The sequence below is a fragment of the Halogeometricum sp. S1BR25-6 genome, assembly GCF_031624495.1.
GTDB classification, from domain to species: domain Archaea; phylum Halobacteriota; class Halobacteria; order Halobacteriales; family Haloferacaceae; genus Halogeometricum; species Halogeometricum salsisoli.
In genome coordinates this window covers 106,246-128,668 of record NZ_JAMQOP010000002.1, presented here as the reverse complement: position 1 = coordinate 128,668, position 22,423 = coordinate 106,246, and the positions used below count along the sequence as shown (strand labels likewise).

General features: G+C 66.3%; 23 protein-coding genes and 3 tRNA genes. 10 read left to right on the top strand and 16 right to left on the bottom strand.

Going from position 1 to position 22,423, the window contains the following annotated elements:
- Positions 1-42 precede the first annotated feature (42 nt).
- Genes NDI76_RS10530 through NDI76_RS10520 form a run of 3 tightly spaced genes read right to left on the bottom strand, consistent with a single transcriptional unit; the run spans position 43 to position 3,372 of the window.
- The gene (locus NDI76_RS10530; protein WP_310924033.1) at positions 43-930 is read right to left on the bottom strand and encodes an ABC transporter ATP-binding protein; all 888 of its coding nucleotides are present in this window, start codon (positions 928-930) and stop codon (positions 43-45) included.
- Positions 923-2,269 (bottom strand): branched-chain amino acid ABC transporter permease, encoded by a 1,347-nt coding sequence (locus tag NDI76_RS10525; RefSeq protein WP_310924032.1) that lies wholly within the window; start codon positions 2,267-2,269, stop codon positions 923-925. Before NDI76_RS10525 ends, NDI76_RS10530 begins: the two co-directional genes overlap by 8 nt.
- Positions 2,266-3,372 carry a branched-chain amino acid ABC transporter permease gene (locus NDI76_RS10520; protein ID WP_310924031.1) on the bottom strand — a complete coding sequence of 369 codons (1,107 nt, stop codon included), beginning with the start codon at positions 3,370-3,372 and terminating at the stop codon, positions 2,266-2,268. Before NDI76_RS10520 ends, NDI76_RS10525 begins: the two co-directional genes overlap by 4 nt.
- Positions 3,373-3,592: 220 nt before the next feature.
- Here NDI76_RS10520 and NDI76_RS10515 point away from each other — a divergent pair, with 220 nt between their 5' ends.
- Both NDI76_RS10515 and NDI76_RS10510 read left to right on the top strand, forming a co-directional pair.
- Positions 3,593-4,096 carry a GNAT family N-acetyltransferase gene (locus NDI76_RS10515; RefSeq protein WP_310924030.1) on the top strand — a complete coding sequence of 168 codons (504 nt, stop codon included), beginning with the start codon at positions 3,593-3,595 and terminating at the stop codon, positions 4,094-4,096.
- A 14-nt stretch (positions 4,097-4,110) separates the two neighbouring features.
- Positions 4,111-4,184: transfer RNA gene (locus tag NDI76_RS10510), tRNA-Thr, on the top strand.
- Positions 4,185-4,216: 32 nt separating this feature from the next.
- Here the strand turns inward: NDI76_RS10510 and NDI76_RS10505 are convergent.
- Positions 4,217-4,462: a hypothetical protein gene (locus NDI76_RS10505; protein WP_310924029.1), complete on the bottom strand. Its 246-nt coding sequence runs from the start codon at positions 4,460-4,462 to the stop codon at positions 4,217-4,219.
- A 412-nt stretch (positions 4,463-4,874) separates the two neighbouring features.
- Between NDI76_RS10505 and NDI76_RS10500 the strand changes: the two genes are divergently transcribed.
- Positions 4,875-5,099, top strand: a complete 225-nt coding sequence (locus NDI76_RS10500) for a HalOD1 output domain-containing protein (protein ID WP_310924028.1) — start codon at positions 4,875-4,877, stop codon at positions 5,097-5,099.
- 61 nt (positions 5,100-5,160) lie between these two features.
- Here the strand turns inward: NDI76_RS10500 and NDI76_RS10495 are convergent, their stop codons facing one another.
- From NDI76_RS10495 to NDI76_RS10480, 4 genes are all read right to left on the bottom strand, one after another.
- Positions 5,161-5,475 (bottom strand): phage repressor protein, encoded by a 315-nt coding sequence (locus tag NDI76_RS10495; protein WP_310924027.1) that lies wholly within the window; start codon positions 5,473-5,475, stop codon positions 5,161-5,163.
- A 595-nt stretch (positions 5,476-6,070) separates the two neighbouring features.
- Positions 6,071-6,493 (bottom strand): DUF8133 family membrane protein, encoded by a 423-nt coding sequence (locus NDI76_RS10490; RefSeq protein ID WP_310924026.1) that lies wholly within the window; start codon positions 6,491-6,493, stop codon positions 6,071-6,073.
- 104 nt (positions 6,494-6,597) lie between these two features.
- Positions 6,598-8,277 carry a hypothetical protein gene (locus NDI76_RS10485; RefSeq protein ID WP_310924025.1) on the bottom strand — a complete coding sequence of 560 codons (1,680 nt, stop codon included), beginning with the start codon at positions 8,275-8,277 and terminating at the stop codon, positions 6,598-6,600.
- Positions 8,278-8,423: 146 nt separating this feature from the next.
- Complete coding sequence (locus NDI76_RS10480; protein ID WP_310924024.1) at positions 8,424-9,698, bottom strand: helix-turn-helix transcriptional regulator; 1,275 nt, start codon at positions 9,696-9,698, stop codon at positions 8,424-8,426.
- A 205-nt stretch (positions 9,699-9,903) separates the two neighbouring features.
- On the opposite strand from NDI76_RS10480, the gene NDI76_RS22605 reads away from it, so the two are divergent.
- Entirely contained in the window at positions 9,904-10,062 is a 159-nt protein-coding gene (locus NDI76_RS22605; RefSeq protein WP_425498354.1) for a DUF7563 family protein, read from the top strand.
- 9 nt (positions 10,063-10,071) lie between these two features.
- Here NDI76_RS22605 and NDI76_RS10475 read toward each other — a convergent pair whose 3' ends face one another.
- The 7 genes from NDI76_RS10475 to NDI76_RS10445 all read right to left on the bottom strand — a co-directional run bounded on the left by NDI76_RS10475 (position 10,072) and on the right by NDI76_RS10445 (position 15,528).
- The gene (locus NDI76_RS10475) at positions 10,072-10,323 is read right to left on the bottom strand and encodes a TrmB family transcriptional regulator (RefSeq protein ID WP_310924023.1); all 252 of its coding nucleotides are present in this window, start codon (positions 10,321-10,323) and stop codon (positions 10,072-10,074) included.
- A gap of 243 nt (positions 10,324-10,566) precedes the next feature.
- A tRNA-OTHER gene (locus NDI76_RS10470) sits at positions 10,567-10,663 on the bottom strand.
- 81 nt (positions 10,664-10,744) lie between these two features.
- A complete protein-coding gene (locus NDI76_RS10465) occupies positions 10,745-12,601 on the bottom strand; it encodes an FAD-binding protein (RefSeq protein ID WP_310924022.1) in 1,857 nt (618 codons plus the stop codon).
- A 50-nt stretch (positions 12,602-12,651) separates the two neighbouring features.
- On the bottom strand, positions 12,652-13,542 hold the full coding sequence (locus NDI76_RS10460) for a succinate dehydrogenase/fumarate reductase iron-sulfur subunit (RefSeq protein ID WP_310924021.1): 891 nt from the start codon (positions 13,540-13,542) through the stop codon (positions 12,652-12,654).
- 1 nt (position 13,543) lies between these two features.
- On the bottom strand, positions 13,544-13,921 hold the full coding sequence (locus tag NDI76_RS10455) for a succinate dehydrogenase/fumarate reductase transmembrane subunit (RefSeq protein ID WP_310924020.1): 378 nt from the start codon (positions 13,919-13,921) through the stop codon (positions 13,544-13,546).
- 2 nt (positions 13,922-13,923) lie between these two features.
- The gene (gene sdhC, locus NDI76_RS10450; RefSeq protein WP_008383170.1) at positions 13,924-14,316 is read right to left on the bottom strand and encodes a succinate dehydrogenase, cytochrome b556 subunit; all 393 of its coding nucleotides are present in this window, start codon (positions 14,314-14,316) and stop codon (positions 13,924-13,926) included.
- Positions 14,317-14,499: 183 nt separating this feature from the next.
- On the bottom strand, positions 14,500-15,528 hold the full coding sequence (locus NDI76_RS10445) for a succinylglutamate desuccinylase/aspartoacylase family protein (RefSeq protein WP_310924019.1): 1,029 nt from the start codon (positions 15,526-15,528) through the stop codon (positions 14,500-14,502).
- Between the two features lie 120 nt (positions 15,529-15,648).
- Between NDI76_RS10445 and NDI76_RS10440 the strand changes: the two genes are divergently transcribed.
- Positions 15,649-17,010 carry a putative ATP-dependent zinc protease gene (locus tag NDI76_RS10440; RefSeq protein ID WP_310924018.1) on the top strand — a complete coding sequence of 454 codons (1,362 nt, stop codon included), beginning with the start codon at positions 15,649-15,651 and terminating at the stop codon, positions 17,008-17,010.
- A gap of 78 nt (positions 17,011-17,088) precedes the next feature.
- Positions 17,089-17,652: a DNA-3-methyladenine glycosylase family protein gene (locus NDI76_RS10435; protein WP_310924017.1), complete on the top strand. Its 564-nt coding sequence runs from the start codon at positions 17,089-17,091 to the stop codon at positions 17,650-17,652.
- A gap of 39 nt (positions 17,653-17,691) precedes the next feature.
- Here the strand turns inward: NDI76_RS10435 and NDI76_RS10430 are convergent, their stop codons facing one another.
- Positions 17,692-18,306: a DNA-3-methyladenine glycosylase family protein gene (locus NDI76_RS10430; protein WP_310924016.1), complete on the bottom strand. Its 615-nt coding sequence runs from the start codon at positions 18,304-18,306 to the stop codon at positions 17,692-17,694.
- 152 nt (positions 18,307-18,458) lie between these two features.
- On the opposite strand from NDI76_RS10430, the gene NDI76_RS10425 reads away from it, so the two are divergent.
- The 4 genes from NDI76_RS10425 to NDI76_RS10410 all read left to right on the top strand — a co-directional run bounded on the left by NDI76_RS10425 (position 18,459) and on the right by NDI76_RS10410 (position 22,408).
- Positions 18,459-20,438 carry a 3-hydroxyacyl-CoA dehydrogenase/enoyl-CoA hydratase family protein gene (locus NDI76_RS10425; protein ID WP_310924015.1) on the top strand — a complete coding sequence of 660 codons (1,980 nt, stop codon included), beginning with the start codon at positions 18,459-18,461 and terminating at the stop codon, positions 20,436-20,438.
- 69 nt (positions 20,439-20,507) lie between these two features.
- A tRNA-Glu gene (locus NDI76_RS10420) sits at positions 20,508-20,582 on the top strand.
- A gap of 267 nt (positions 20,583-20,849) precedes the next feature.
- A complete protein-coding gene (locus NDI76_RS10415) occupies positions 20,850-21,587 on the top strand; it encodes a hypothetical protein (protein ID WP_310924014.1) in 738 nt (245 codons plus the stop codon).
- A gap of 218 nt (positions 21,588-21,805) precedes the next feature.
- Positions 21,806-22,408 carry a DUF7344 domain-containing protein gene (locus tag NDI76_RS10410; protein ID WP_310924013.1) on the top strand — a complete coding sequence of 201 codons (603 nt, stop codon included), beginning with the start codon at positions 21,806-21,808 and terminating at the stop codon, positions 22,406-22,408.
- The last annotated feature ends 15 nt before the right edge of the window (positions 22,409-22,423 follow it).

Genomic DNA, 22,423 nt, shown 5'->3' with positions numbered 1-22,423 from the left:
TCGAGGCGTCCGCGGCGTCGGCGTCGACGTCGACGTCGGAGCTCACACGTTCCCCCCGAGGTAGGCCTCGATGACCTCCTCGTTCGATTTGATATCCGCCGGCGTCCCCTCGGTGAGGACGCGGCCTTGGTGCAGGACGATGACGTGCTCGCAGTTCTCCATGATGAGGTCCATGTCGTGTTCGACCAGGAGGAAGGTGTACCCCTGCTCTTTCAGCGCGTGGATGTGTTCGAGCAGGCGCTTCTCCAGGGAGGGGTTGACGCCCGCGAACGGTTCGTCGAGGAGCAGCATGTCGGGGTCCGTCAGGAGCGCCCGCGCCATCTCCAGCAGTTTCCGCTGGCCGCCGGAGAGATTGCCCGCGTACTCGTCGGCGATGTGGTCGATGTCGAAGAACTCCAGGACGTCCCAGACGCGTTCGAGGAGCTCCTTCTCCTGCGCGATGACGTCGTCGCGGACGCCGGGCGTCACCGACCGCCAGAGCTTCTCGCCGCGCTGCCCCTTCGGCGCGAGCATCATGTTCTCCAAGACGGTCATATCCTCGAGTTCGCGCGCGATTTGGAACGTCCGGACGAGCCCTTTGTTCGCGATGGCGTGCGGCTCCATCCCGGTGATGTCCTCGTCGTTGAACGTCACCGTCCCCTGGTCGGGCGTCAGCATGCCCGTGATGAGGTTGAACGTCGTCGACTTACCGGCGCCGTTCGGGCCGATGAGTCCCGTCAGCGTGCCGCCCTCGACGTAGAATGACGCGCCGTCGACGGCCGTGATGCCGCCGAAGGACTTCCGCAGACCGTCGACTTCGAGCGGCCGTTCGGCGGTCACCGCCGGCCCGCCGCCGCCCAAGATGGGAGCGTCGGCCGGTGGCTCGCTCGCGTTCGGTTCGGTCTCGGTCTTGCTCGCGTCCGTGTTCGCGTCGTTCTCGGTCTTACTCATTGCGTTCGCCTCCGTCTCCGTCGTCGCTTTCGGTGCCGCCGTCCGTCGCGGCGGTGCGCGCACGTTTCGCCGTGAGCGGGATGCCCGCGGCCGTCTCCTTGCGGTGGCCGAGCATCCCCTCGGGGCGGTTGTGCATCAACCAGATGAGCACCAGCCCCATCAGGACGAGCTGTAACTGCCGAATACTGTCGACGGTGTAGTAGAACAGCGGCGCCGGGTTGAGATTCGAGATGAGCGGCGCCACGGCCGGGCCGAAACTCGACGGCGCGTTGAACGACGGGAGCGCGGCGTCGACGAGGTTCTTGAAGTACCGCGGCCCCTGGTACAGCACCGCCGCGAAGACGGCGCCGCCGAGCACGCTCCCGGTGTTCGACCCCGCGCCGCCGATGATGAGCGCGATCCAGACGAAGAAGGTGATGCGCGGGCGGAACGTGTTCGGCGTCACCGCCCCCTGCGTCATGAACCAGAGGATGCCCGCCAGCCCCATCAGTGCGCACCCGAGCATGAACGACTTGATTTTGAACTGGTTGGTGTCCTTCCCGAGCGAGTTCGCCACGTCCTCGTCCTCGCGGATGGCCTTGAGCACGCGACCGAACGGCGACTCGCCGGTGCGCTTCAACAGCCAGTAGTACGCCGCGACGAACAGGAGCAGGACCGCGCCGTACACCAGACCGTCGACGACCGGTTTCGGGTTCGTGGGGACGATGGCCTCGAAGGTGTCGACAAAACTCAGGTAGGCGCCCCACAGACCGAACGTCTCGAAGAACGCCTGCAAGGGGTCGGTGAAGTCGAGAATGAGCCCCGACCCGCCGCCGAAGCCGACGCGTTCGCCGAACAGGGTGAACTGCTGGAACTCCCCCGAGAGGAAGCTGAATCGAACGATTTCCGACATCGCGATGGTGACGATAGCGAGGTAGTCGGCCCGCAACCGGAGCGCCGGCAGGGCGACCACCAGTCCGAGCAGCGCCGCGGCGACCATGCCGGCGACGATGCCGACGACGAGGGGGAGACCGAGGCCGCCCACCTGCGCCGCGCCGCCGGACTGGTAGAGCGGCTTCGACACCAGCGCCATCACGTAGATGCCGACGGCCATGAAGCCGACGATGCCGATGTTGAAGAGTCCGGTGTACCCCCAATGTAAGTTCAGCGCCAGCGCCAGCATGGCGAAGACGCCGATGTAGAACGTCAACACCGCGACGGTGTTGAGTTGGCCGCGCAGCGAGTAGCCGAGACCGACCCCGGCGAGCACGTACGCGACGTACAGCACGACCAGCACGGCGACGATGAGACCGGCGTCGCCGCCGGGCACTCGGTCCGCGAGGTCCTCTCGGACGCTCATGCGGTCGACCTCCCGCTGAACAGTCCGGACGGTTTCACGAGCAGGATGACGATCATCACGAAGAACGCCGCCGCGCGGGCGAACGCCGATGGAATCCAGATGACCGACAGCGACGCCGTCAGCCCGATGACGAGGCCGCCCGCGATGGCGCCGTACACCGACCCGATGCCGCCGAGGATGACGGCCGCGAAGATCAGGAGGAGAAGCAACCAGCCGTCGTTGAAGCCGAGCGTTCCCTTCCAGAGGACGAACATGTAGCCGGCGACGCCGGTGAGACCGCCCCCGATGATCCACACCGCCCGCACGACGCGTTCGGTCGGAATCCCCGTGACGCGCGCGAGGTCCTCGTTGTCGGCCATCGCGCGCATCGCCTTGCCCAGTTTCGTCCGCTGAAGCAGGAGGTGCACGCCGAGCATCAGACCGCCCGCGACGACGACGAGCGTCAGGTCGTGCATGTTGACGCGGACCGCTCCGTCGACGAAGTACAGCGAGACGGCCGGCGGTTGCGCCGTCGTCCCGCGCACGTCCGACCCGAAGACGAACTGCATCATGTAGCGAAGCGCGAACGCGACGCCGATGCTCGTGATGAGGAGCGTGATGCCGTCCTCGTCGCGAATCGGCCGGAAGATGAACCGGTCGACCGCAAGCGAGAGGGCGACGGTGAACGCGCCGGCGACGAGCAGACCGGCGACGACGGCTATCGGCGTCCCCGTGATGCCGATACCGAGTGCGCCGCCGAACACCGACCCGCCCGCGCCGACGAGCAGCAGCGACCCGATGTCGGCGCGTCCGAGGCCCGCCAGCAGGTAGGTCGTCCCCCACCCGGAGAACGCCCCCGCGGTGATGTAATCGCCGTGCGCGAAGTTCGCGAAGTTCAGAATACTGTACGTCATCGAGAGTCCGATTCCCGCCAACCCGATCACCAGCCCACGCATGAGGCCGTCCCAGATCAGCGACCCCACGTCGCTGAATGCAGTCCGCCCGGAGGCGAGGCCGGTGAGAAGGTCTCCGACGAGGAGAACTCCGACGACGGCCAAGAGAAGCGCCCCCGGTCTGTCGACTGCGAACCGGCGACCGCGTGAGTAGGTCTCAGCGATACCCATTGATAACTATCCTCACGGTATTTGCGGACGTGAAACGATGATAAGTCTTTCTTCATTCACCGAACACTGCAGACGAGATTCACGAGCGAACGAACGGTCGCACGCGGGTCTGGCGGACGAGCGTTCGGTGTCGGCGTCCGTCGGTCGAGAGGTTACGACCGGCGGCCGCCGGTGCGGGGCGGGGAGTAGTTCTTTCGCCCCGGGGAACGTACCGTAGTCGATGGATCACACCGACGAATGCGCGGTGCGCATCGTTCGGGCCGGAACGGACAGCATCGACGTCCTCGCGGACCTCTGGGTCGAACTCGCCGCCGACCAGCGGTCCTACCGCTCGCACCTCCGGGCCGACGAGAACCGCGAGCGGATACGCGAGGCGATGGCCCGGCACGCCGTCACGGGCGGCCTCCGCGTCGCCCGCACCGGCGACGAAATCGTCGGGTTCGTGATGTTCAGCCTCGAACGCGGCGACTTCGAACAGGACGACGTCCGGGGGGTCATCCGCAACCTCTACGTCGTTCCGGCGCGCCGGGGCCGCGGCGTCGGGTCGCGACTCCTCGAAACCGCGGAGACGGCGCTGGTCGACGCGGGCGCGGCGCGCATCAGCCTCGAAGCCATGGCGCGAAACGAGCGGGCGCGGCAGTTCTACGAGCGGCACGGCTACGCCGTCCACCGAGTCGAGTTGGAGAAGGCGGTCGAAAGCGATACACACTCAAAGGAGGACTGACTACTCGGAGTCGCGCCAGGAGAGCATGGGCGGTTCATGCACTCGACTTGTAATCGAGACTTCGTGGGTTCGAATCCCACTCCTGGCTTGCGGCCGACCCGTTCTCGCGACGAGCGCCGGCTACCTCGAATCCTCCCACACGTACCGCATCTCCGCGAGCACGCCGTCCCTGTCGTCGCGCGCCTCCGCAACGAGGCTACGGCCGGAGTCCGAGAGCGTGACACTGACCGTATTCGGGTTCGCATCCGGCAGATGCGTTCGTTCGAGCACCGTCGCCGTCTCCCCGCCGCCCGGACTCTCGTGGACCAGTCGGAACCACTCGCCGCGCAGTTCGGCTCGATAGTTGAGATACTCGTCACTCGGCATCGTTCCGGTCGTTCGCTCCAGGCAGGTTCGTCCGAGAAACCACCCGAGTCTCATCCGCAAACTATCCGAAGCACTGCCTCCATCGAATAGCATTGTGTGACGAATAGAGTTACACCGGATTGAAAAAACACTATAGCTGTATGCGAAACGTCTTTTTATTCTAGCCGGACGACGCTTCGAGGCTCGTGCGCCGAACGAACGACTCGACGCCGCTCCGCATCCGCCGTCGACGCCCACCCGGAGGCCGCCGTTTCCGGTGCGCCGCGTCGGGCGGCGGCGAGTCCCCGACACAGATTGCTGAAGACCTTCGTACGGCGGTGCGCTTCGACCCCCTAACGGGACGAATTACAGTCAGTCGAGGCTCCCAACCGGGAGCTTCTTCTGCTTCGACGTCGCCAGTCTCTGACGAGCGATGACACCCCAGGACCCACTCAGTATTCGGCTCGTGACCGAGATATCACGACTGGAAGGTGTCGAACCGTTCGAACTCCCGCCGCTCGAAGACTGCGTCGACACGGAGTCACTCGACAGCCTGTTCGGGCGCCCGGACGCGCCGTTTCACGAGGGCGAGGTCAAATTCCGCTACGCGGGGTACGACGTCACGGTCAAGTACACCGGCGAGTTCGATATCGCCTGAGAAAGGCGGCTCGGCTCGACGAGTCGGAGGCCCGAGTCGGGGCCGCAGTCGAAGCCGGGATTTACTCTTCGGCCGCTTCGGCCGCCTTTCCGGCGACGTCGGCTGTCTTCGTGTTCTGCGCCGTCCGCAGTTCTTCGTCCAGCAGCGACTCGAACTCCACCGAGTCGTCGTCGTAGCGCTCTCGGTAGGTGACCGCCAGTTCTCCCCGCTCCGTGAGTTCGTACAGGCCGCCGTTGTCGCTCGGTCCGACCCGGCGGACGAGTTCGAGCGACGCGAGCTTCGAGAGCTGGTTGTTGACGTAGCCGCGGCTTCGGTCGAGTTCGAGCGCGAGATTCGCACCGACGTTCCGGCCCTCGCGCAGCCGGTCGAGAATCATGAAATCAGTCGGGCGAAGTTCCACTTTGAATCACTCACTACGCTTCTTTCTTCTTCGTGGGGAAATATCTTTTCGATGATTTGATTAGGTGAAATTAATTCCGAATAGGTACGAAACGGAGGCGGGCGCTCTGTCGGACGACGAAACGGACGCGGTCGGAGTCGACTCGACGTCGGCCACTCTGCCGTCGTCTGCGAATTGTCGGGCGCCGGCAGAACGGCGGGGTTCGAACGCGCCGCCGACCGACTCGACGCGCGATTCGTCCGGTCCGACGTCGTCCGGAAGGAATCGTACTCGAATTCCGAATGCGCGCCGGCCGGGCGTCGGACGGTGTAGGAGGCAACTGTTCGCACGTGAGTGCATGGGTGGGAGAAATCGCCGCGGAGGACGGCGGTTCCAGGAGGGCCGAACGTCGGCGGGGAGGGCCGACGGCCGCGGAAGGGGAGGGAGGGGTCGGTCCGTGGTGCCCGTCTCGTCGGCGCAGGCGGGCGTTCTCCCCTACGGTGCCGAACGATATAACCGCGGCGTATACTCAAAGAGCCGTTTGACCGACCGCGGTGCGCAGATTCAGCGCTCGACGTCGGGTGCGGCGGCGTCAGCGCGAGGAGTCGTTCTCGCGCGGCGCGAGGAGGATGAGCGCCCCCGGGATGGAGAGCGCGACGAGTTTCAGCGGGTTCTGTCTGATGTCGACGTCCGGGTCCAGCGGTTCGCTCTGCACGTCGGTGATGCGGAGACACGAGTAGTAGACGGTGACGTGCGTGACGACGTAGCCGAACAGGAACGGGACGACGAGCGGGTAGGTTAGCCCCACCTGCGTCGCCAGCAGGTCGAACAGGATGGCCGTCGCGGAGGCGACGGCGACGAAATCGCCCACCTGCAGGGTGATGCCGGTGAAAGCGGTGACGAGCGAGTCGATTCGAGAGGACGTGTACGGCGTGTAGACGAAGGCGATGAACACGCTCACGGCGACGAGACCGGCGCCGAGGAACAGTCCACCCACGGGGTACACGTACTCCATCTCGTTCGCGCGGAGGACGCGGGGGAGTATAGCTCTATCTTTCTGACTATCAGAACTGAAGATAGGTCGTGGGAAAAACGTTTCAGACGCGCTCGCGCCGCCGGTCAGCGGACGCTCGGATTGGTGAACAGTGCCAGCGCCTCGGCGACCGCAGTCGCGGTCCCGGTCTCCGTCTCGGGGTCGGGGTCGGGTTCGGGTTGGGTTTCGGCCGCTTCCTCGGAGACCTCGGCCGCCGGTTCGTCTTCCAGCGCGGCGGGTGCGGTTTCAGTTTCGGTTTGGGTGGCCGTCTCGGTCGGTGTGTCCGTCTCCGTCGCGGTATCAGTTGGTGTCGCGGTCTCGGTTGGGGTCGCGGTGTCAGTCGAGGTTGAGGTCGGCGTGTCAGTCGGAGTTGCGGTTTCGGTGTCGGTCTCAGTCGAAGTCGAGGTTGCGGTCTCAGTCGAGGTCGCGGTGTCGGTGGGGGTCTCCGAGTCAGTCAAGGTCGAGTTGTCGGTCCTCGTTCCCGGGTCCACCGGGGGTCCGACCTCGGTCGGCACCGACGCGTTCGCCGTCGGAGCACCCGAATCCGTTTCGGGTGTCGTTCCGACGTCGCTTCCCGGGGTGACCGAGCGGTTAGGTTCGACCGCGTCGCTCCGGCCGGGGTCGCCTCCGGCGTTATCCGACGCCGAACCGTCGTCATCCTCGTCGTCCGCATCGTCCGCTTCCTCGTTTCGGTCCGAATCGTCGCGCCGGTCCGAGTCTCGGGCGTCGTCTCGCGGGTCCTCCGCGGCGGGAGACTCGGATGCGTTTCCGGCCGTGCGGTTTCCTGCGGTGGCGTTTCCGAGAGTCGCGTTCCCGACGGTCGTGTTGTTCCGACCGGCGAGGCCCGGCGCCCCCGTCGCGTTTCCGGTCGCATTCGAGCGGTTGCCCGCCTCGGAGGCGCCGGTGGCGTTGCCGACGGTCGCGTTCCCGCAGGCGTCGGTGTCGGCGCCCGCTGAGGCGTTCGACGGTCCCGTTAGGGAGCTGCTTCCGGACGCATCGGAGCCGTTTATGCTCCGGTTTCCGCCGCGCGCGGCGGCCGAGCAGGTGTCACCGCCGGCGACCTTGCTCTCGTTGACGACGTCTCCCTTGGCGAGACCGTTGCCCGCGTCCGGCCCCGAGAGGCCCCGCGCGGCGTCGGCCACGGGCGACGTGGAGAGATTTTCGACGTCGTTTCGGAGCCGCGACAGTCGGTCTCGCCCGATGTCATTGGACCGTCGCGTCTCCGCGGAGAGGTCGGACGCGGTCTCTTCGGTCTCGTTGATCATTCGCCGGGTCGAACGGATCTCCGCGGAGAGGCGCGCCGCCGTCGCCCGATAGCGTCCCTCCGAGATGTTCCCCTCGCGACGCGCCGCCTCCAGTTCGTTCAGTCGCGCTCGGAGGTCTGCCACCTGCCCGTCGATCTGGGTCAGTTGGCGCGAGACGACGTCCGCTCTCGACGCCTCGCTCCGCGACGTCGTGATCTGTACCTCGTAGGCGCGCTGTTCGAGTTCGCCGTCGATTTCGGCCTGCTGGATGGCGATGACGCCCGCGAGTTGCGCCCCCGGCGAGAGGCCGGTAGCGGCCTCGTTCGCGGCGTCGCCGCTCGCGTTCCCCGCCGATTCCCCCGTCGCGTTGCCCGACGAGGGGGTTTCGGAGGCGACCTGCGGGACGACCGCACCGGGGCTTGCGCCTCCGTCGGTCGGTACGGCCGCCGCCGCGGTCGCGACCCCGAAGGGAGTCGCGGCCACGACGGACAGTAGCACGACGAGCACGGCGACACGTCTCATTCTGTCCACTCCTTTCGGAGCCATCCACGTATAATCCGCCGACGCTCGCGCCGGATTGGGCCGAATCAACGACGTTTTACGGTCGCCGCCGTCTCCCGATTCCGCGTCCCGTCGCCGGCCCGTCCGACTAAACGGTCGAAACATATTTATTCGTCCTCCCGGCCGGCGTCCGCGTCGGGGAGCACGAGAACGTTCTCGCGGCCGAGGCGGAACGCGTCGAGTTCGTCCGCCTCGCGCATCCGACGGACGACCTGGCTCGTCTTCGCGTCGGTCCAATCGAGCGTCTGGGCGACCTCCTGTTGCTTCAGGCGGCCGCCCTCGTGCTCCATCAGTGCAAGGACCCGCTCCTCGTTGCTCAGGAGTTCGTCCTCCCAGGGCGGCGTCCCGTCGTCCGCGCTCGACGTCGCGGCCGCCGACCCGTCCGCGTCGGGGTCCGATTCGGTTGTCCGACGCTCCGCTTCGGCGGTGGCGGAGTCTCCCCCGGCCGACGCCGCTCCGGCGCCGCCCGTTCCGTCCGTCCCGCCGCGCGGCGATGCGGCACCAGTCTCGGTCCCTGCGTCGGCGTCGACGCCGGTGCCGGCGTCGGCCGGAACGCGCTCGCCGCGTCTGCGGTAGAGCGCCCACCCGCCGCCGACGACGGCCGCGGCGACCAGCACCCCCGCGCCGCCGAGCCACAGGTACGACCCGTCTCCGTCGCCGGGCGAGGAGTCGTCGCCCGCACCGCTCGCCGTCGCGGGTCCGCTCGTCGTCACTCCCGCGTCCGCGCCGGCGGACTCGCGCGCGGCGACGACCAGGGAGGGTTCATCGGGACCGAAATCCAGCGGCCCGTTCCAGACGATGGTCCGCGTTCGCTGGTCGTCCGGCGCCGGCGCGGCGTCCTCCGCGACGTACCCCTCCGGCCACGTTACCAGAAGCGACGTCTCCTCGTCGAGGAACAGTCCTCGGAGGGCGTCCCCGGCGCGGATGCTGTCGCCGTCGACGACGGCGAAGTTCACCCAGACGAACCGGTAGGTGAGCACGCCGTACTCCTGCGGAAGCTGCTGTCTGGAGGCGCTGACGCTCACGTTTCTGATCGCCATCTCGCGCCCGGTGGCGTTCTCGGCCGTCGCGGCCGTCGACTCCATCCGACCCCGGAACTCCGAGGAGTACTCCGACCCGTCGGCCTCCACGTCGCGTCTGACCGACTCGAACGCCGCCGTCGTGTTCTGGTCGTCGAGGAGGACGCGGTACTCTACCGCCCACTCGGCGGTTCCGTCTTCGCGGATGTCGATGCGGAGGGAGACGTCGTCGGGGGCGAGTTGCGTCCCGGCGATGGTGCGCGTCGACTGGCCGGCCGCCGGCGCCGCCGCGCCGGCGACGACGACGACGAGGAGGAGGACCACCCAAAGGACGCAGAGAGTGCGGGGGGCGAGACGACTCATTCGCCGATACCCACGACTTCCTCGAACAAACAACTTCCGAGTGAGACCGAAAACTATCCGATTCAACACATCTCCGAGCGGTCTCTCCGCGGTTCGCCCCGCTCGCATCCGTACCGCCGGTTCGGCGGCCGAAACGGTGTGTTGAGCCTCCGGACCGCGATTCAGCAAAATGTTTATGATACATAACCCTCGTCACTCAGACGCCGTGCCCGAATGCCAGAACTGCGGTTCCTTCGTCACGACGGCGTACGCCCGGGTTTTCGCCCCGAACGAGATGGACCACCCGCGCGTCTGTCCGAACTGTGAGGATATGGTTCGCGACGGCGCGACGGTGAGAAAAGCACGCTCGGCGCGGAACACCTGACTCGCCCGGTCAGGCGACGCGGTACCGTTCGGCGTCCTGGTGGACGAGACCCCGTTCGGCGAGCGTCCCCAGGATGCTGTACAGGGAAATCTTCTTCATCTCCAGTCCGTTCTGGAGTTCGGTCACGGAGGACTCCCCTTGGACCGAGAGGAAGAGGTAGACGAGCTTCGCGCGCGGCGATTCGAGCTCCGCGGGAACGGCGACGGAACGGGAGTCGGAGTCGGCTCCGGCGGCGGGTCGCGGCTGGACAGTGCCTTGCATTGTTGTTATCGGTCCGTCGGGTTCGACGATAATAAAACCAACCTTCGTCGATCGTCGAATACCATCGGACTGAGTTCCGGCGGGAGCGGCGCCGAGACGGCCGGACCGCGGAACTGTACGGATCGTTGATAGACGAGCAGGCTCGTTCCGCGGCGCCGATTTTCGACTTCTGACGAGAACCACCGTCGACGCGAGTTCGACCGGTCGGGAGGCGTCGAGACGGCTCTCGGTTCGGTCGGGGAGTGGAAGGGGCGGGATTCGAACCACGCGAAGCCGTAAACCCGGGCGACCCGAGGGTCGCTGCCGGAAATTTATCGCTCTACCACTGAGCCACCCTTCCGTGCCGACGTACGCCGCGCCCCAATAAATAGGCGACGGCGCGAGCGGAGAAGAACGGGCCGCGCGGCGCCGACGAACTGGGTTAGTAGCTGCGGACTTTCGGTTCGTACGTCTTGTTCTCGCCTTCGAGGACGACCGGCCGGTACCACAGGTCGGGGCGGCCGTCCTCCCACGACAGCATCGTGTGCTTGAGCCACACGTCGTCGCGGCGCTCCTGGTTCTCCTTGCGCCAGTGGGCGCCGCGGAACTCGTCGCGGGCCAACGCGCCGAGGGTGATGGCCTCCGCCAGGTCGAGGACGTTGCGCGTCTCGATGGTCTGGATGAGGTCGGTGTTGAACGTGCTCGACTTGTCGGCGACGTACACGTCCTGATACTTCTCGCGCGCGTCGCGGATGTCGCGGAGCGCCTGCTTCAGTCCGGCCTCCTCGCGGAACACGTTCACGTTCCGCGTCATCGACTTCTGCACGTCGGCGCGAATTTCGGCGTGCTGTCGTCCCTCCTCTTTCTCCAGGAGCGTCTGGACGCGTTCGCGTTCGACGTCGAGGGCGCGCTGGACGTACTCGTCGGGGGAGAGCGACCCGCCGGAAGCGGCGGCCGTGCCGCCGCTGCCGTCCGCGACGACGTCCTCGCCGGGGGCGGAGACGTCGCCGGGTTCGACGGGGGTGTCGACCTCGCCGACCTCCCAGTCGCCGCGCTTGCCGGTCTCTATCTCCGCCGTCCCCAAGTCGCCGCCGGCGGCGTGCCGGCCGGCGCGCTTGCCGAAGACGGTGAGTTCCGGGAGGGCGTTGCCGCCGAGGCGGTTCGACCCGTGAACGGACGCGCAGGCGCACTCGCCGGCCGCGTACAGCCCCGAGATGCACGTCTCGCCGTTCTCGTCCGTCTCGATGCCGCCCATCGCGTAGTGCTGGCCGGGCTTGACCGGCATCGGCTGTTCGAGGGGGTCGACGCCCTCGAAGTCCTCCGCGAGGTGGACGATGTTCTCCAGTCGGTCGATGATGCGCTCCTCGCCGAGGTGGCGCATGTCGAGGTGGACGTACTCGTCCTCGATGCCGCGCCCCTCGTTCACCTCGGTGAGTTCTGCGCGCGAGACCACGTCGCGGGAGGCGAGTTCGCCGTCGTTGTTCGCGTACCCGCGCTCGAACATGAAGCGCTCGCCGTCCTCGTTGTAGAGGATGCCGCCCTCGCCGCGCACCCCCTCGGTGATGAGGACGCCCGTCGAGGGGAGCGTCGTCGGGTGGAACTGGATGAACTCCATGTCCTCGAGCGGAACGCCGGCCCGGTAGGCCATCGCCGGCCCGTCGCCGGTGTTGGCGACGGCGTTCGTGGTGTGGTCGAACACCTGACCGGGGCCGCCGGTGGCGAGGATGACGCCGTCGCGCGCGTGGAAGGCGTCGAGGCCGCCGGATTTGATGTCGTAGGCGACGACGCCGTGACAGTGCCGCTCCGTCGGGTCTTCCTCGTCGGAGACGGCGAGGCGGGTGACGTACCACTCGTCGTACACCTGGATGCCCCGCTTGACCAACTGCTCGTACATCGTGTGCAGGAGCTGATGGCCCGTCTCCGCGCCCGCGTACGTCGTCCGCGGGAACGACATCCCGCCGAACGGGCGCTGGCTCATCCGGCCGTCCTCGTCGCGGGAGAACGCCAGCCCCCAGTGTTCGAGTTGGATGACCTCTTCGGGACTGTCCTGACAGAGCGTCTCGATGGCCGGGGCGTCGCCGAGGTAGTCGGACCCCTTCATCGTGTCGTAGGCGTGCTGCTCCCAGGAGTCCCCCTCCCGGAGGGCGGCGTTGATGCCCCCCTCCGCCGCGCCCGTGTGACTGCGGACGGGGTGGAGCTTCGAGACGATGGCCACGTCGGCCCCCTCTTCTTGTGCCGCGATTGCCGCGCGGAGACCCGCGCCGCCCGCGCCGACAACGATAACGTCGTGTTCGTGCATGGTGTGAGTGTTTGTCGTGGGTTAGGACTGGCTGAACTTATGTTGCCCGTTCACCAGAACTTCAGGTTGTTCTTGACCGCCTCGCGCTTCAGCTCCTGGATGTGCTCCGTGAGCGGGATGTCTTTCGGGCACACCTCGGTGCAGGAGAACTGCGTCTGACAGCGCCAGACGCCGTGTTCTTGCTCCAGAATCTCCATCCGGTGTTCCTGCATGTCCTCGCCCTCGCGTTCGTCCATCGTGAAGCGGTACGCCTTGTTGATGGCCGCGGGGCCGAGGTACTTGTTGTCGCCCGCCGCGATGTTACACGAGGACATGCACGCGCCGCACCAGATGCAGCGCGTGGACATCTTGATCTTCTCGCGGTTCTCGCGGGACTGGAGCTGTTCGCCCTCCGGGAGGTCGTTCGTTTGGAAGTACGGTTCGACCGCGTGCATCTGGTCGTAGAAGTGCTCCATGTCCACGACGAGGTCCTTGACGACCTCCTGGTGGGGGAGCGGTTCGATGCGCACGGGCTCTTCGAGGTCCGACAGCTGGGTCTTGCAGCCGAGCCGTTGTCGGCCGTCGATGAACAGCGCGTCCGACCCGCAGACCGCCTGTCGGCAGGAGTGTCTGAAGGTGAGACTGGAGTCGTACTCGTCGCGGGCGTACATCAGCGCGTCGAGGACGGTCATCCCCTGGTGGTAGGGGACGTGGAACTCGTCGAACCGCGGCTCCTGTTTGCCCTCGACTTCGGGGTCGTAGCGGAACACCTTCAGGAGGTAGGTGTCGTCCTCGCTGGACGCCTTCTCGGCCTCTTCGGCCTCCTTCTGGCGGTCGCGCTCTGCGGCCCGGTCGCGCTTCTTCTGCATCCGCGCCTGCTGTGCGGCCGACTGGGACTGCGACTGCGATTCGGTGTCGGCGGACGATTCTTCTTCGGTTTGTTCCGGAACTTGCGTGCTCATGTTAGAAGGGGAGGAGACTGATTCCCGCCCACGCGTTCGCCGTTCGGACGCCCTGTACGATCAGGAGGAGGCTGGCGGCGACCAGCGTCCACTTCACGGCCGTCTTCCGCGTTCCTTCGATTCCTTGGTTCACCAGGGCGTTGAACACGCCGTTGACGCCGTGGAACGTCGCGGTGACCAAGAACAGGATCATCAGCGAGTAGTAGGTCCACTGCTCCATCCGCGCCGACGACATGGCGAAGGTCACCTCGTCCGCGTGGTGGACGAAGTGGAGGAGGAAGAAGTGGAAGGCGAGCACTATCACGAGGAACGCCGCCGTGATGCGCTGCCAGAGCCACCGCCTCCCGCCGCGTTCGAACGAGGAGTAGTGTTCCGCCATCGTTAGAACACCCCCGCGAGGAACGTCGGCACGCTGGCGACGACGATAGCGCCCGTCAGCGCCAGCGAGGCGTAGAAGCTCTTGTCCTGTGCGTGAAGCCCCACGCCGAGGTCGACGAGGAGCAGGCGGAGGCCGTTGAGGATGTGGAAGACGGCCACCGCGAGGAGGCCGACTTCGAGGATGCGAACCACGAGCAGACTCTCGAGAGTCTGGATAGTCTCCGTGTACGCCGCGGCGCCCGTCAACGCCGTCGAGAGGACGGCGATGTGGGTGAAGAGATATCCCACCAGCACCCAGCCGGTGAACTTGTGGAAAATCCAGGCCCACATCCCCGCGGAGAACTCCTTCCATCGGCCGAAGTCCTCGATGAGGCCTCGATTGTAAGACTGACTCATGCTCGCTTGAGGCTCGGGAGCGCGGTAGTATAGAACTTACGTGTACGGCACGAGCCGCGAGAAAAGAATCGGCAGCCCGTGCCGCGAAGCCAGTACGGCGAGCGGGGTCCGGTTTACCGCCGCGCGAGCACCGATTTCGGCGGGAGCGGTCCTCCGTCGGGCGTTCGAGACGCGCCTTCCGATTCAGGCTCTGACGGAGTCGCCGTCGGGCGACTGCTCGCGTTCGACGACGCGGCGGACGTTCGCTTCGAGTTCGACGAGATGGCAGAGGGGGTTGCCGGGGTAGACCACCGGGTTCTCCAGCACGCCGACCATCAGTCCGGTGAAGGGCGCCTCAACGGTGACGTTGTCGTCCTTGAACGGGTTGGTGATGGTGCAGATGCGGTCGCCCTCGTGGATCAACGACCCGCGGTCGTAATGCATGTCGACGATGCCGCCGGCGTCGGCGCGAATCCACGTCTTCTCGTTCTCGTCGTCGATGACCGTCCGCCACCCGGGCCAGCGGACGGCGGTGTCGTCGTAGAGGCCGTACTCCGCGAACACGCTCTCGACGCCGGCGAGCGCCTCGTCGATGAGTTCGCGCTGAAAGCGGTGGGCCTCGCCCATCTCGACGGTGATGGACGGGACGCCCGCCGCCGTCGCCTCTGTGCGGAGCATCCCCTCGCCGCCCCCGCTGGCGATGATGACGTGCGAACCGAACGCGTTGGCGAGGCGGGCGGTGCCCGCGTGCTCCATGTCGGCGCGAACGTGGAGCATGTTCGTTCGCCCGCGCGTCGACGTGTGGAAGTCGATGCCGAAATCGCAGGGCAGGATGAAGTTGTCGAAGATGCGGGCGGCCATCCGCTTGGCGCTCGTCGAGTCCTCCCGCCCCGGGAATGACCGGTTCAGGTCGCGGTCGTAGATGGGGAGATACCGCTGCTGAGCGAGGAAGCCGGGAACGTTCAGCACGGGCATACAGACCAGCGTTCCGGCAAGGTCCGAGAGGTCCCACTCGTGGGCCACCTCGCGGACCACCTCGATGCCGTTGAGTTCGTCCCCGTGTGCGGCGGCCGTCAGGAACGCCGTAGGTCCGTCGCGCTCCCCGTTGATGATGGTGACGGGGATGCGCACCGGGTCGCCGAGATACGTCTCGCTGATGCCGTACCGAACGTTCTGCGTCTCGCCGCGTGCGACCTTCCCGCCGTTGTACGTGAAGGCCCCGTCGTCGCGCATACCCGGGTCTGGGTGAGGGACGTATATAAACTCCCCATACCGCGCCTCCGGCGCGCGAACGACACCCACGACACCGAGACACCGGCATACCTTTGAAACCCGCCTCTGTTAGGTTGCTGTATGTCTGGCGACGGTGATTCGGTTCGAGTCGGGGTGTTGTCACTACACAACAGCAAGGAGACGAAGGCTATCTTGAACGCTGTTGACGACCTGGGGCACGAGGGCGTCTGGCTCCGCCGGGAGAACACGGCCATCAGCATCGAGGACGGCGACGTCTCGGTCGAACCCGAGGTCGACATCATCGCCAACCGCCTGCTGCTCTCGAACACCGAAGCGCCCGCCGAACTGCTCGGTCTCGCCACCACCTTCGAGCGCATCCGGCCGATGCTGAACGAACCGGCGTCGGTGCTCACCGCCGTCCACAAGTTCGCCACCGCCGCGACGCTCGCCAACTGGAACATCAAGGTGCCCGACGCGCTCCTCGCCCTCTCGAACGAGCGGCTGAACCAGGGCCGCGACCGCTTCGGCGACGTCGGCGTCTACAAGTCCGCCATCGGGACGCACGGCGGCGGGACGTGGAAGGTTGACCTCACGACCCCCGTCAACCCGAAAGTCGGCAACCGGCAGGCGTTCCTGCAGGACCTCATCGAACGCGACGAGAACGAGCACCGCGACCTGCGCGTCTACATCGTCGACGGCGAGGTCATCGGCGCGATGTACCGTTACGCCCCGGAGGGCGACTGGCGGACGAACGTCGCCCTCGGCGGCGACGTGGCCGACGCGACGGGAGAGATGCCGAAGGAGGCCAAGGAGACGGCACTGTACGCCGCCGAGGTCATCGGCCTCGACTACGTCGGCGTCGACCTCATCGAGGGCGACGACGGCTGGTTCGTCCTCGAAGTGAACCCGACGGCCGGCTTCAAGGGACTGTACCAGGCGACGAGTCGGTCGCCCGCCCCCTACATCGCCAAACTCGCCATCGAACAGGCGGGCGGCGACGTCGAGGAGGACCGCGTGGCCGAACTGGCGGCGACGCTCGACGACTCCGAACCGGCGAGCATGCCGCGCGTCGACCCCGGACCGGAGGGCGAACTGCCGCTCATCGGCTACATCGAGGAGGTCGTCGTCTCGGGCACCAGCGGGTCGACGCAGGCGCTGGCGAAGTCCGACACCGGCGCGACGCGGACGAGCATCGACACCTCGCTCGCGGCGAAAATCGGGGCCGGTCCCATCAAAAGCATGACGCGCGTGAAGTCGGGGTCCGTGAAGTCCGGCAAGGCGCGCCCCGTCGTCGACCTCGTCATCGGCATCGGCGGCACCCAACACACCGTCACCGCGAGCGTCGAGGACCGCTCGCACATGGACTACCCGCTCCTCCTCGGCCGCGACATCCTCGAACACTACCGCGTCGACGTGCGCCGCCGCGTCGACGAGGGCGGCAAGGACGGCGACAGCGAGGAACGTCTCGAAGAGGAAGAGTGAAGCGCTGAGTCGCGACCGAACACGGGTCCGCCCGCCGGGAGCGACGCCCCTATTTCCGGGCGACCCGAACGGCGGACCATGGACCCGATACGGAACGACGACCGACTCGCCGAACTCGTCGCGGAGCACGGCGAACTCGCCGTCGAACCCGCCGAAAACGAGTTCGAGCGGTTCGTCGTCTCCATCGTCAACCAGCAGTTGTCGACGCAGTCGGCGGCCGCCATCCGGGACCGCCTGTTCGAGCGCTTCGAGGTGACGCCGGAGGCGATGCTGGCCGCCGAGGAAGACGCGCTTCGCGACGTGGGGCTCTCCTCGCAGAAGATATCGTACGTGCGGAGCGTCGCGACGGCGTTTCAGGAGGACGACCTCACCCGCGAGGGTCTCGCGCACCTGAGCGACGAGGAGGCGCTCGCCCGCCTCACAGAGATTCGCGGCGTCGGGGACTGGACGGCGAAGATGTATCTGATGTTCGTCCTCGGCCGGGAGGACGTCTTCCCCGTCGAGGACCTCGGGATTCGGAAGGCGATGGCGAAACTGTACGGCATCGACGAGGACGACCGGACGGCGATGGTCGACCGCGCGGAAGCGTGGCGGCCGCACCGAACGCTCGCCTCGCGGTACCTCTGGCGGTCGGTGGACTGACTCTTCGACTCCCTCTTCGACTCCGAGTCCGGCCCTCGCCTACCCCTCGTCGGCCATGTAGTCGGCCCAGACGTACCGCGTCGCCAGCGACCGGTACGGCCGCCACCGCTCGGCGATATCCCGCATCTCCGCCCGCGTCAGTTCGCCGTCCTCGCCGTCTCTCTTCCCCTCGCCGTACAGGTCCTCGATGCCGCGTCGGACGGCCAAATCCCCGAGGGGGAGCACGTCGTCTCGCCCCAGAACGAATAGGAGGAACATCTCGGCGGTCCACTCGCCGATGCCGGATATCTCGGTGAGCGTCTCGACCACCTCCTCGTCCGAGTAGTCGGCTAACGTCTCCCGCGAGAAGTCCGACTCCCGGAAGGCCCGCGCCGCGTTCCGGACGTACTCCACCTTTCGCCCGGAGAGACCCGCCTCCCGGAGCGCCGACTCGTCCGTTTCGAGCACGCGTTCGGGCGTCACTTCCCCGTCGAGCGTCTCGAAGACGCGTTCCGTGACGGCCGCCGCGCTGGCCGTCGAGACGCTCTGGTAGGCGATGGCGACGACGATGCGCTCGAAGGGCGTCCACTCGCGTTCGGTGTAGGGGTCGCGCCGGTCCATCACTCGCCGCATCACGGGGTCTTCTCGAAGGACGGAGTCTGCGTCGTCGGTCACGGTGTGTTCGTCCGGCAAGCGGGACGCGGGCGCCAATAGTTTCTCGGCCGCCAACCCGCAGGTGCATCACGAAGAACCGTTAATAAACTATCTAAGAGTTTTAACTGATTACGAGGGAAACGTTGAAACGCCTCGCAACCGAGATTCGGGGTATGGAGTTAGACGATATCAACACTATCACGGTTCTCGGTGCCGGTAACATGGGCCACGGTATCGCCGAGGTGGCGGCGCTGGCCGGCTACGAAGTGCACCTGCGCGACATCAACGAGGAGTTCGTGGAGAACGGCTACGACCAGATAGAGTGGTCGCTCGACAAACTCGCCGAGAAAGAGCAGATAACCGAGGCCGACGCCGAGGATGCCCTCGGACGGGTGGAGACGTACGTCGACCTCGCGGAGTCCGTCGCGGACGCCGACGTGGTGATAGAGGCCGTCCCCGAGCGGATGGACATCAAGAAGGACGTCTACACTGAGTTGGAGGCGGCCGCTCCCGAGGAGACGGTGTTCGCCACGAACACCTCCAGCCTCTCGGTCACCGAACTCGCCGAGGTGACGGAGCGCCCCGAGCGGTTCTGCGGGATGCACTTTTTCAACCCGCCCGTTCGGATGCAACTCGTCGAGGTCATCTCCGGGGCGGACACCTCCGCGGAGACGATGGACCTGATAACCGACCTCGCCGAGTCGATGGACAAAACGCCCGTGCGCGTCATGAAGGACAGTCCCGGCTTCGTCGCCAACCGCATCCTAGTGCCCCTGATGAACGAGGCGGCGTGGATAGTGGAGTCTGGCGACGCCACCGTCTCGGAGGTCGACTCCACGACGAAGTACGGAATCGGCCTGCCGATGGGGAGCTTCGAACTCGCCGACCAGGTCGGTATCGACGTCGGCTACCATGTTCTCGAATACATGCACGAGGTGCTCGGCGACGCCTACGAACCCTGCCCGCTCCTCGAAGAGAAAGTTGAGGCGGAGAACCTCGGGAAGAAGACCGGGAAGGGGTTCTACGACTACGAGGACGGAGAAGGCGCGCAGGTCCCCACCGACGAGGTCCGCGACGACGTCGCCCGCCGCCTGACGGCCGTGATGGCGAACGAGGTGGCCGGCCTCCTCGGGAACGAAGTGGCCACCGTCTCCGATATCGACCGCGCGCTGAAACTCGGCGGCGGTTTCCCCGACGGCCCGGCGAAGATAGCCGACGACGCGGGTCTGGCGACGCTGGTCGAGACGCTTGACGACCTGCACGAGGAGACGGGCGAAGAGCGCTACGAGGCGGTCGACTACCTGCGCGAACTGGCCGAATCGGGCGAGAACTTCCACGGGAGCGCCGACGACGGCGACGCCGACCCCTACGACTTCGAGAACGTTTCCGTCGAGGTGCGCGAGGGCGTTGGTCACCTCGAACTGGACCGCCCCCACCGACTGAACACCATCAGCGACGACCTCATCGCCGACCTCTCGGCGGCCGTCGACGCTCTCGCCGCGGACGAGGACGTCCGCACCATCCTCCTCACGGGGGCGGGCGACCGCGCGTTCTCCGCCGGCGCCGACATCCAGAGCGCCGCCGGAAGCGCCGGCGACCCAAACGTCGGGGCCGAACTCTCCCGGCGGGGTCAGCGCACCTTCGGCAAACTCGAAGACTGCGACAAGCCCGTCGTCGCCGCCATCGACGGCTACTGCCTCGGCGGCGGGATGGAACTGAGCATGTGCGCGGACCTCCGCGTCGCCTCGAAGCGCTCGGAGTTCGGTCAACCCGAACACGACCTCGGTCTCCTGCCCGGGTGGGGCGGCAGCGTCCGCCTCCAGCGCATCGTCGGCACCGGTCGCGCGAAGGAGATCATCTTCACCGCCGACCGCTACGACGCGGAGACGATGGCCGACTACGGCTTCGTGAACGAGGTGTACGAGAACGACGAGTTCGACGAGAACGCGTTCGAGTACGCCAAGCGCTTCGCGCAGGGACCGCCCATCGCGCAGAAGTACACCAAGCGCGCGATGCACAGCGGTTGGGAGGACACCGACGCCGGCCTCGAAGTCGAATCGCAGTCGTTCGGCCTCCTCTTCGCGACCGACGACCTGATGGAGGGAATGACGGCGTTCATGGGCGACCGCGACCCCGAGTTCGAGGGCAAGTAAGAGACTCCCTCCCGCGGCTACTCCGTAACGGAATCTTTAAACAAATTAGCCTACCACGATAGAGTGCAGGCTCGGTTGGTGTAGTCCGGCCAATCATCTTGGCCTTTCGAGCCGAGGACCAGGGTTCAAATCCCTGACCGAGCATTTCTCCGCGAAGTTAACGAAAAGAGCACGTAGTGTGAGTTTCGACCCGGCGAGCGAGGCTCCGACCTGTGAGCGGGAGGCAACTCCGCCGAACGTGCATCCGCGGGACGAAGAATCGAAACGGCTTAGCCGAGCGAGCGGCGTTCGTCGGCGTGTTCTGCCACGAACCCGTAGATACCGGAACGCAAGCCGTCGACCGGACTCGGGAGTCCGAAAACGCGCTCGCCGGGTCGCCCGGGCGAGCGAGTGTCGGGGTCGGCTCCTGAAATGGGGACGCTCGTCCTCGACATCGAAACCGCGAGTCCCTTCGAGGAACCGCCGGAGAACTCGAACGAGACGGAGTACTACGAGTGGGTCGCCGTCAGTCTCGCGTACGCCGACGAACTCGACGAGACGCCGGAGACGGAGGTGCTGTTCCGCCGCGGTGACTGGGACGACGCGTACGCCGTCGACCTCTTCGAGCGGTTGTTCGAGTGGTGTGACGAACGGACCGTCGACCGGGTTCTCACGTACAACGGCACGTGGTTCGACTGCGAGCACCTCCTCAACTGGGCCGACGAACTCGACGCGTCCACCGACCGCGAGTTCCGGCGACGACTCGAAGAACTCCTCGAGAACCACGTCGACGTCGCACTCGCCGCGGCCGACGCGTACGCCGACGAACTGTGGGAAGACCAGTACATCCTGCCCGACTGGAAAGCGTACGACCTCGCGGGTATCGACAACGACAGCGTCTGGTACGACGACTACGACTTCCCGGACGTCTACCTCTCGGAGATAGACGGTCCCGCCGTGCAGGGCAAACACGTTGGGCAGGTGCTCGGAGCACGGTACGTCGAGAACGTCAGCGTCGGTATCGAGGCGACCAGCGTTCACCGAGCGCTCACGCGACTCCTCGAGGACTACTGCCTGAGCGACGTCGCGGACCTGATCGAACTCTACGACAGCCTCGGCGGGCCCGCTCTCGACGAGACGTACCGCCGTTCGGCTCGCGAGATTCGATAGCAGTCGGCGCTCGCCCTCGTCGACCGACGCGGCCGGAGTCGAACCGCCGAACGTGGTTTTCAGATATTATTTCTCTGCCGATAGAATTTTACTCATATAGAGAAAGTCTGTAGTGTGAGTCATACACGGATCTCCTCGCGAGACACAGCCGTTCGGGGGGGACCGTTTATACCATCGCACGGAATAGATGGACGTAGTCGGTGGGGAGGGGAGAGGAGGTGAGCGTACAACGCGTGTTCGCAGACGACGAAGCCGAGCGGTTGACGAAAGACGACATCTACTCGATGTTGAGTAACCGCCGACGCCGGTTGGTGCTCAACCATCTCCGCCGAACCGAGGAGGAGGTGTCGGTCCGCGACCTCTCCGAGGAGGTGGCGGCGTTAGAGAACGGTATCGGCGCGGAGGAGGTGACGTACAAACAGCGAAAGCGCGTCTACACGTCGCTGCACCAGACGCACCTGCCGAAACTCGACGACGTGGGCGTCGTGGTGTACGACCGCGACCGCGGCACCATCTCGCTGACGCCGCTGTCGACCCAACTCGACTCCTTCCTCGCCGACGCCGACGAAGCACCCCGTTCGACACCGTGGCCGGCGTACTATCTGGGTCTGTCGACGCTGTCGATACTCCTCGTGGCCCTCGCGTGGACCCGGCTCTTCCCCTTCTCGCTGCTGCCGGACCTCGGATACGGGCTCCTCATCGGACTCGGATTCGCTGCCTCCGCCGCGCTACACGTCTACGCGGAGCGACGCGCCGAGGCGCACGAGACGCCGCGGAGCCTCGCCCTCCTGACCGACCTCCAGCGACGGGACGGCGACTGACCGACTCCGATACGT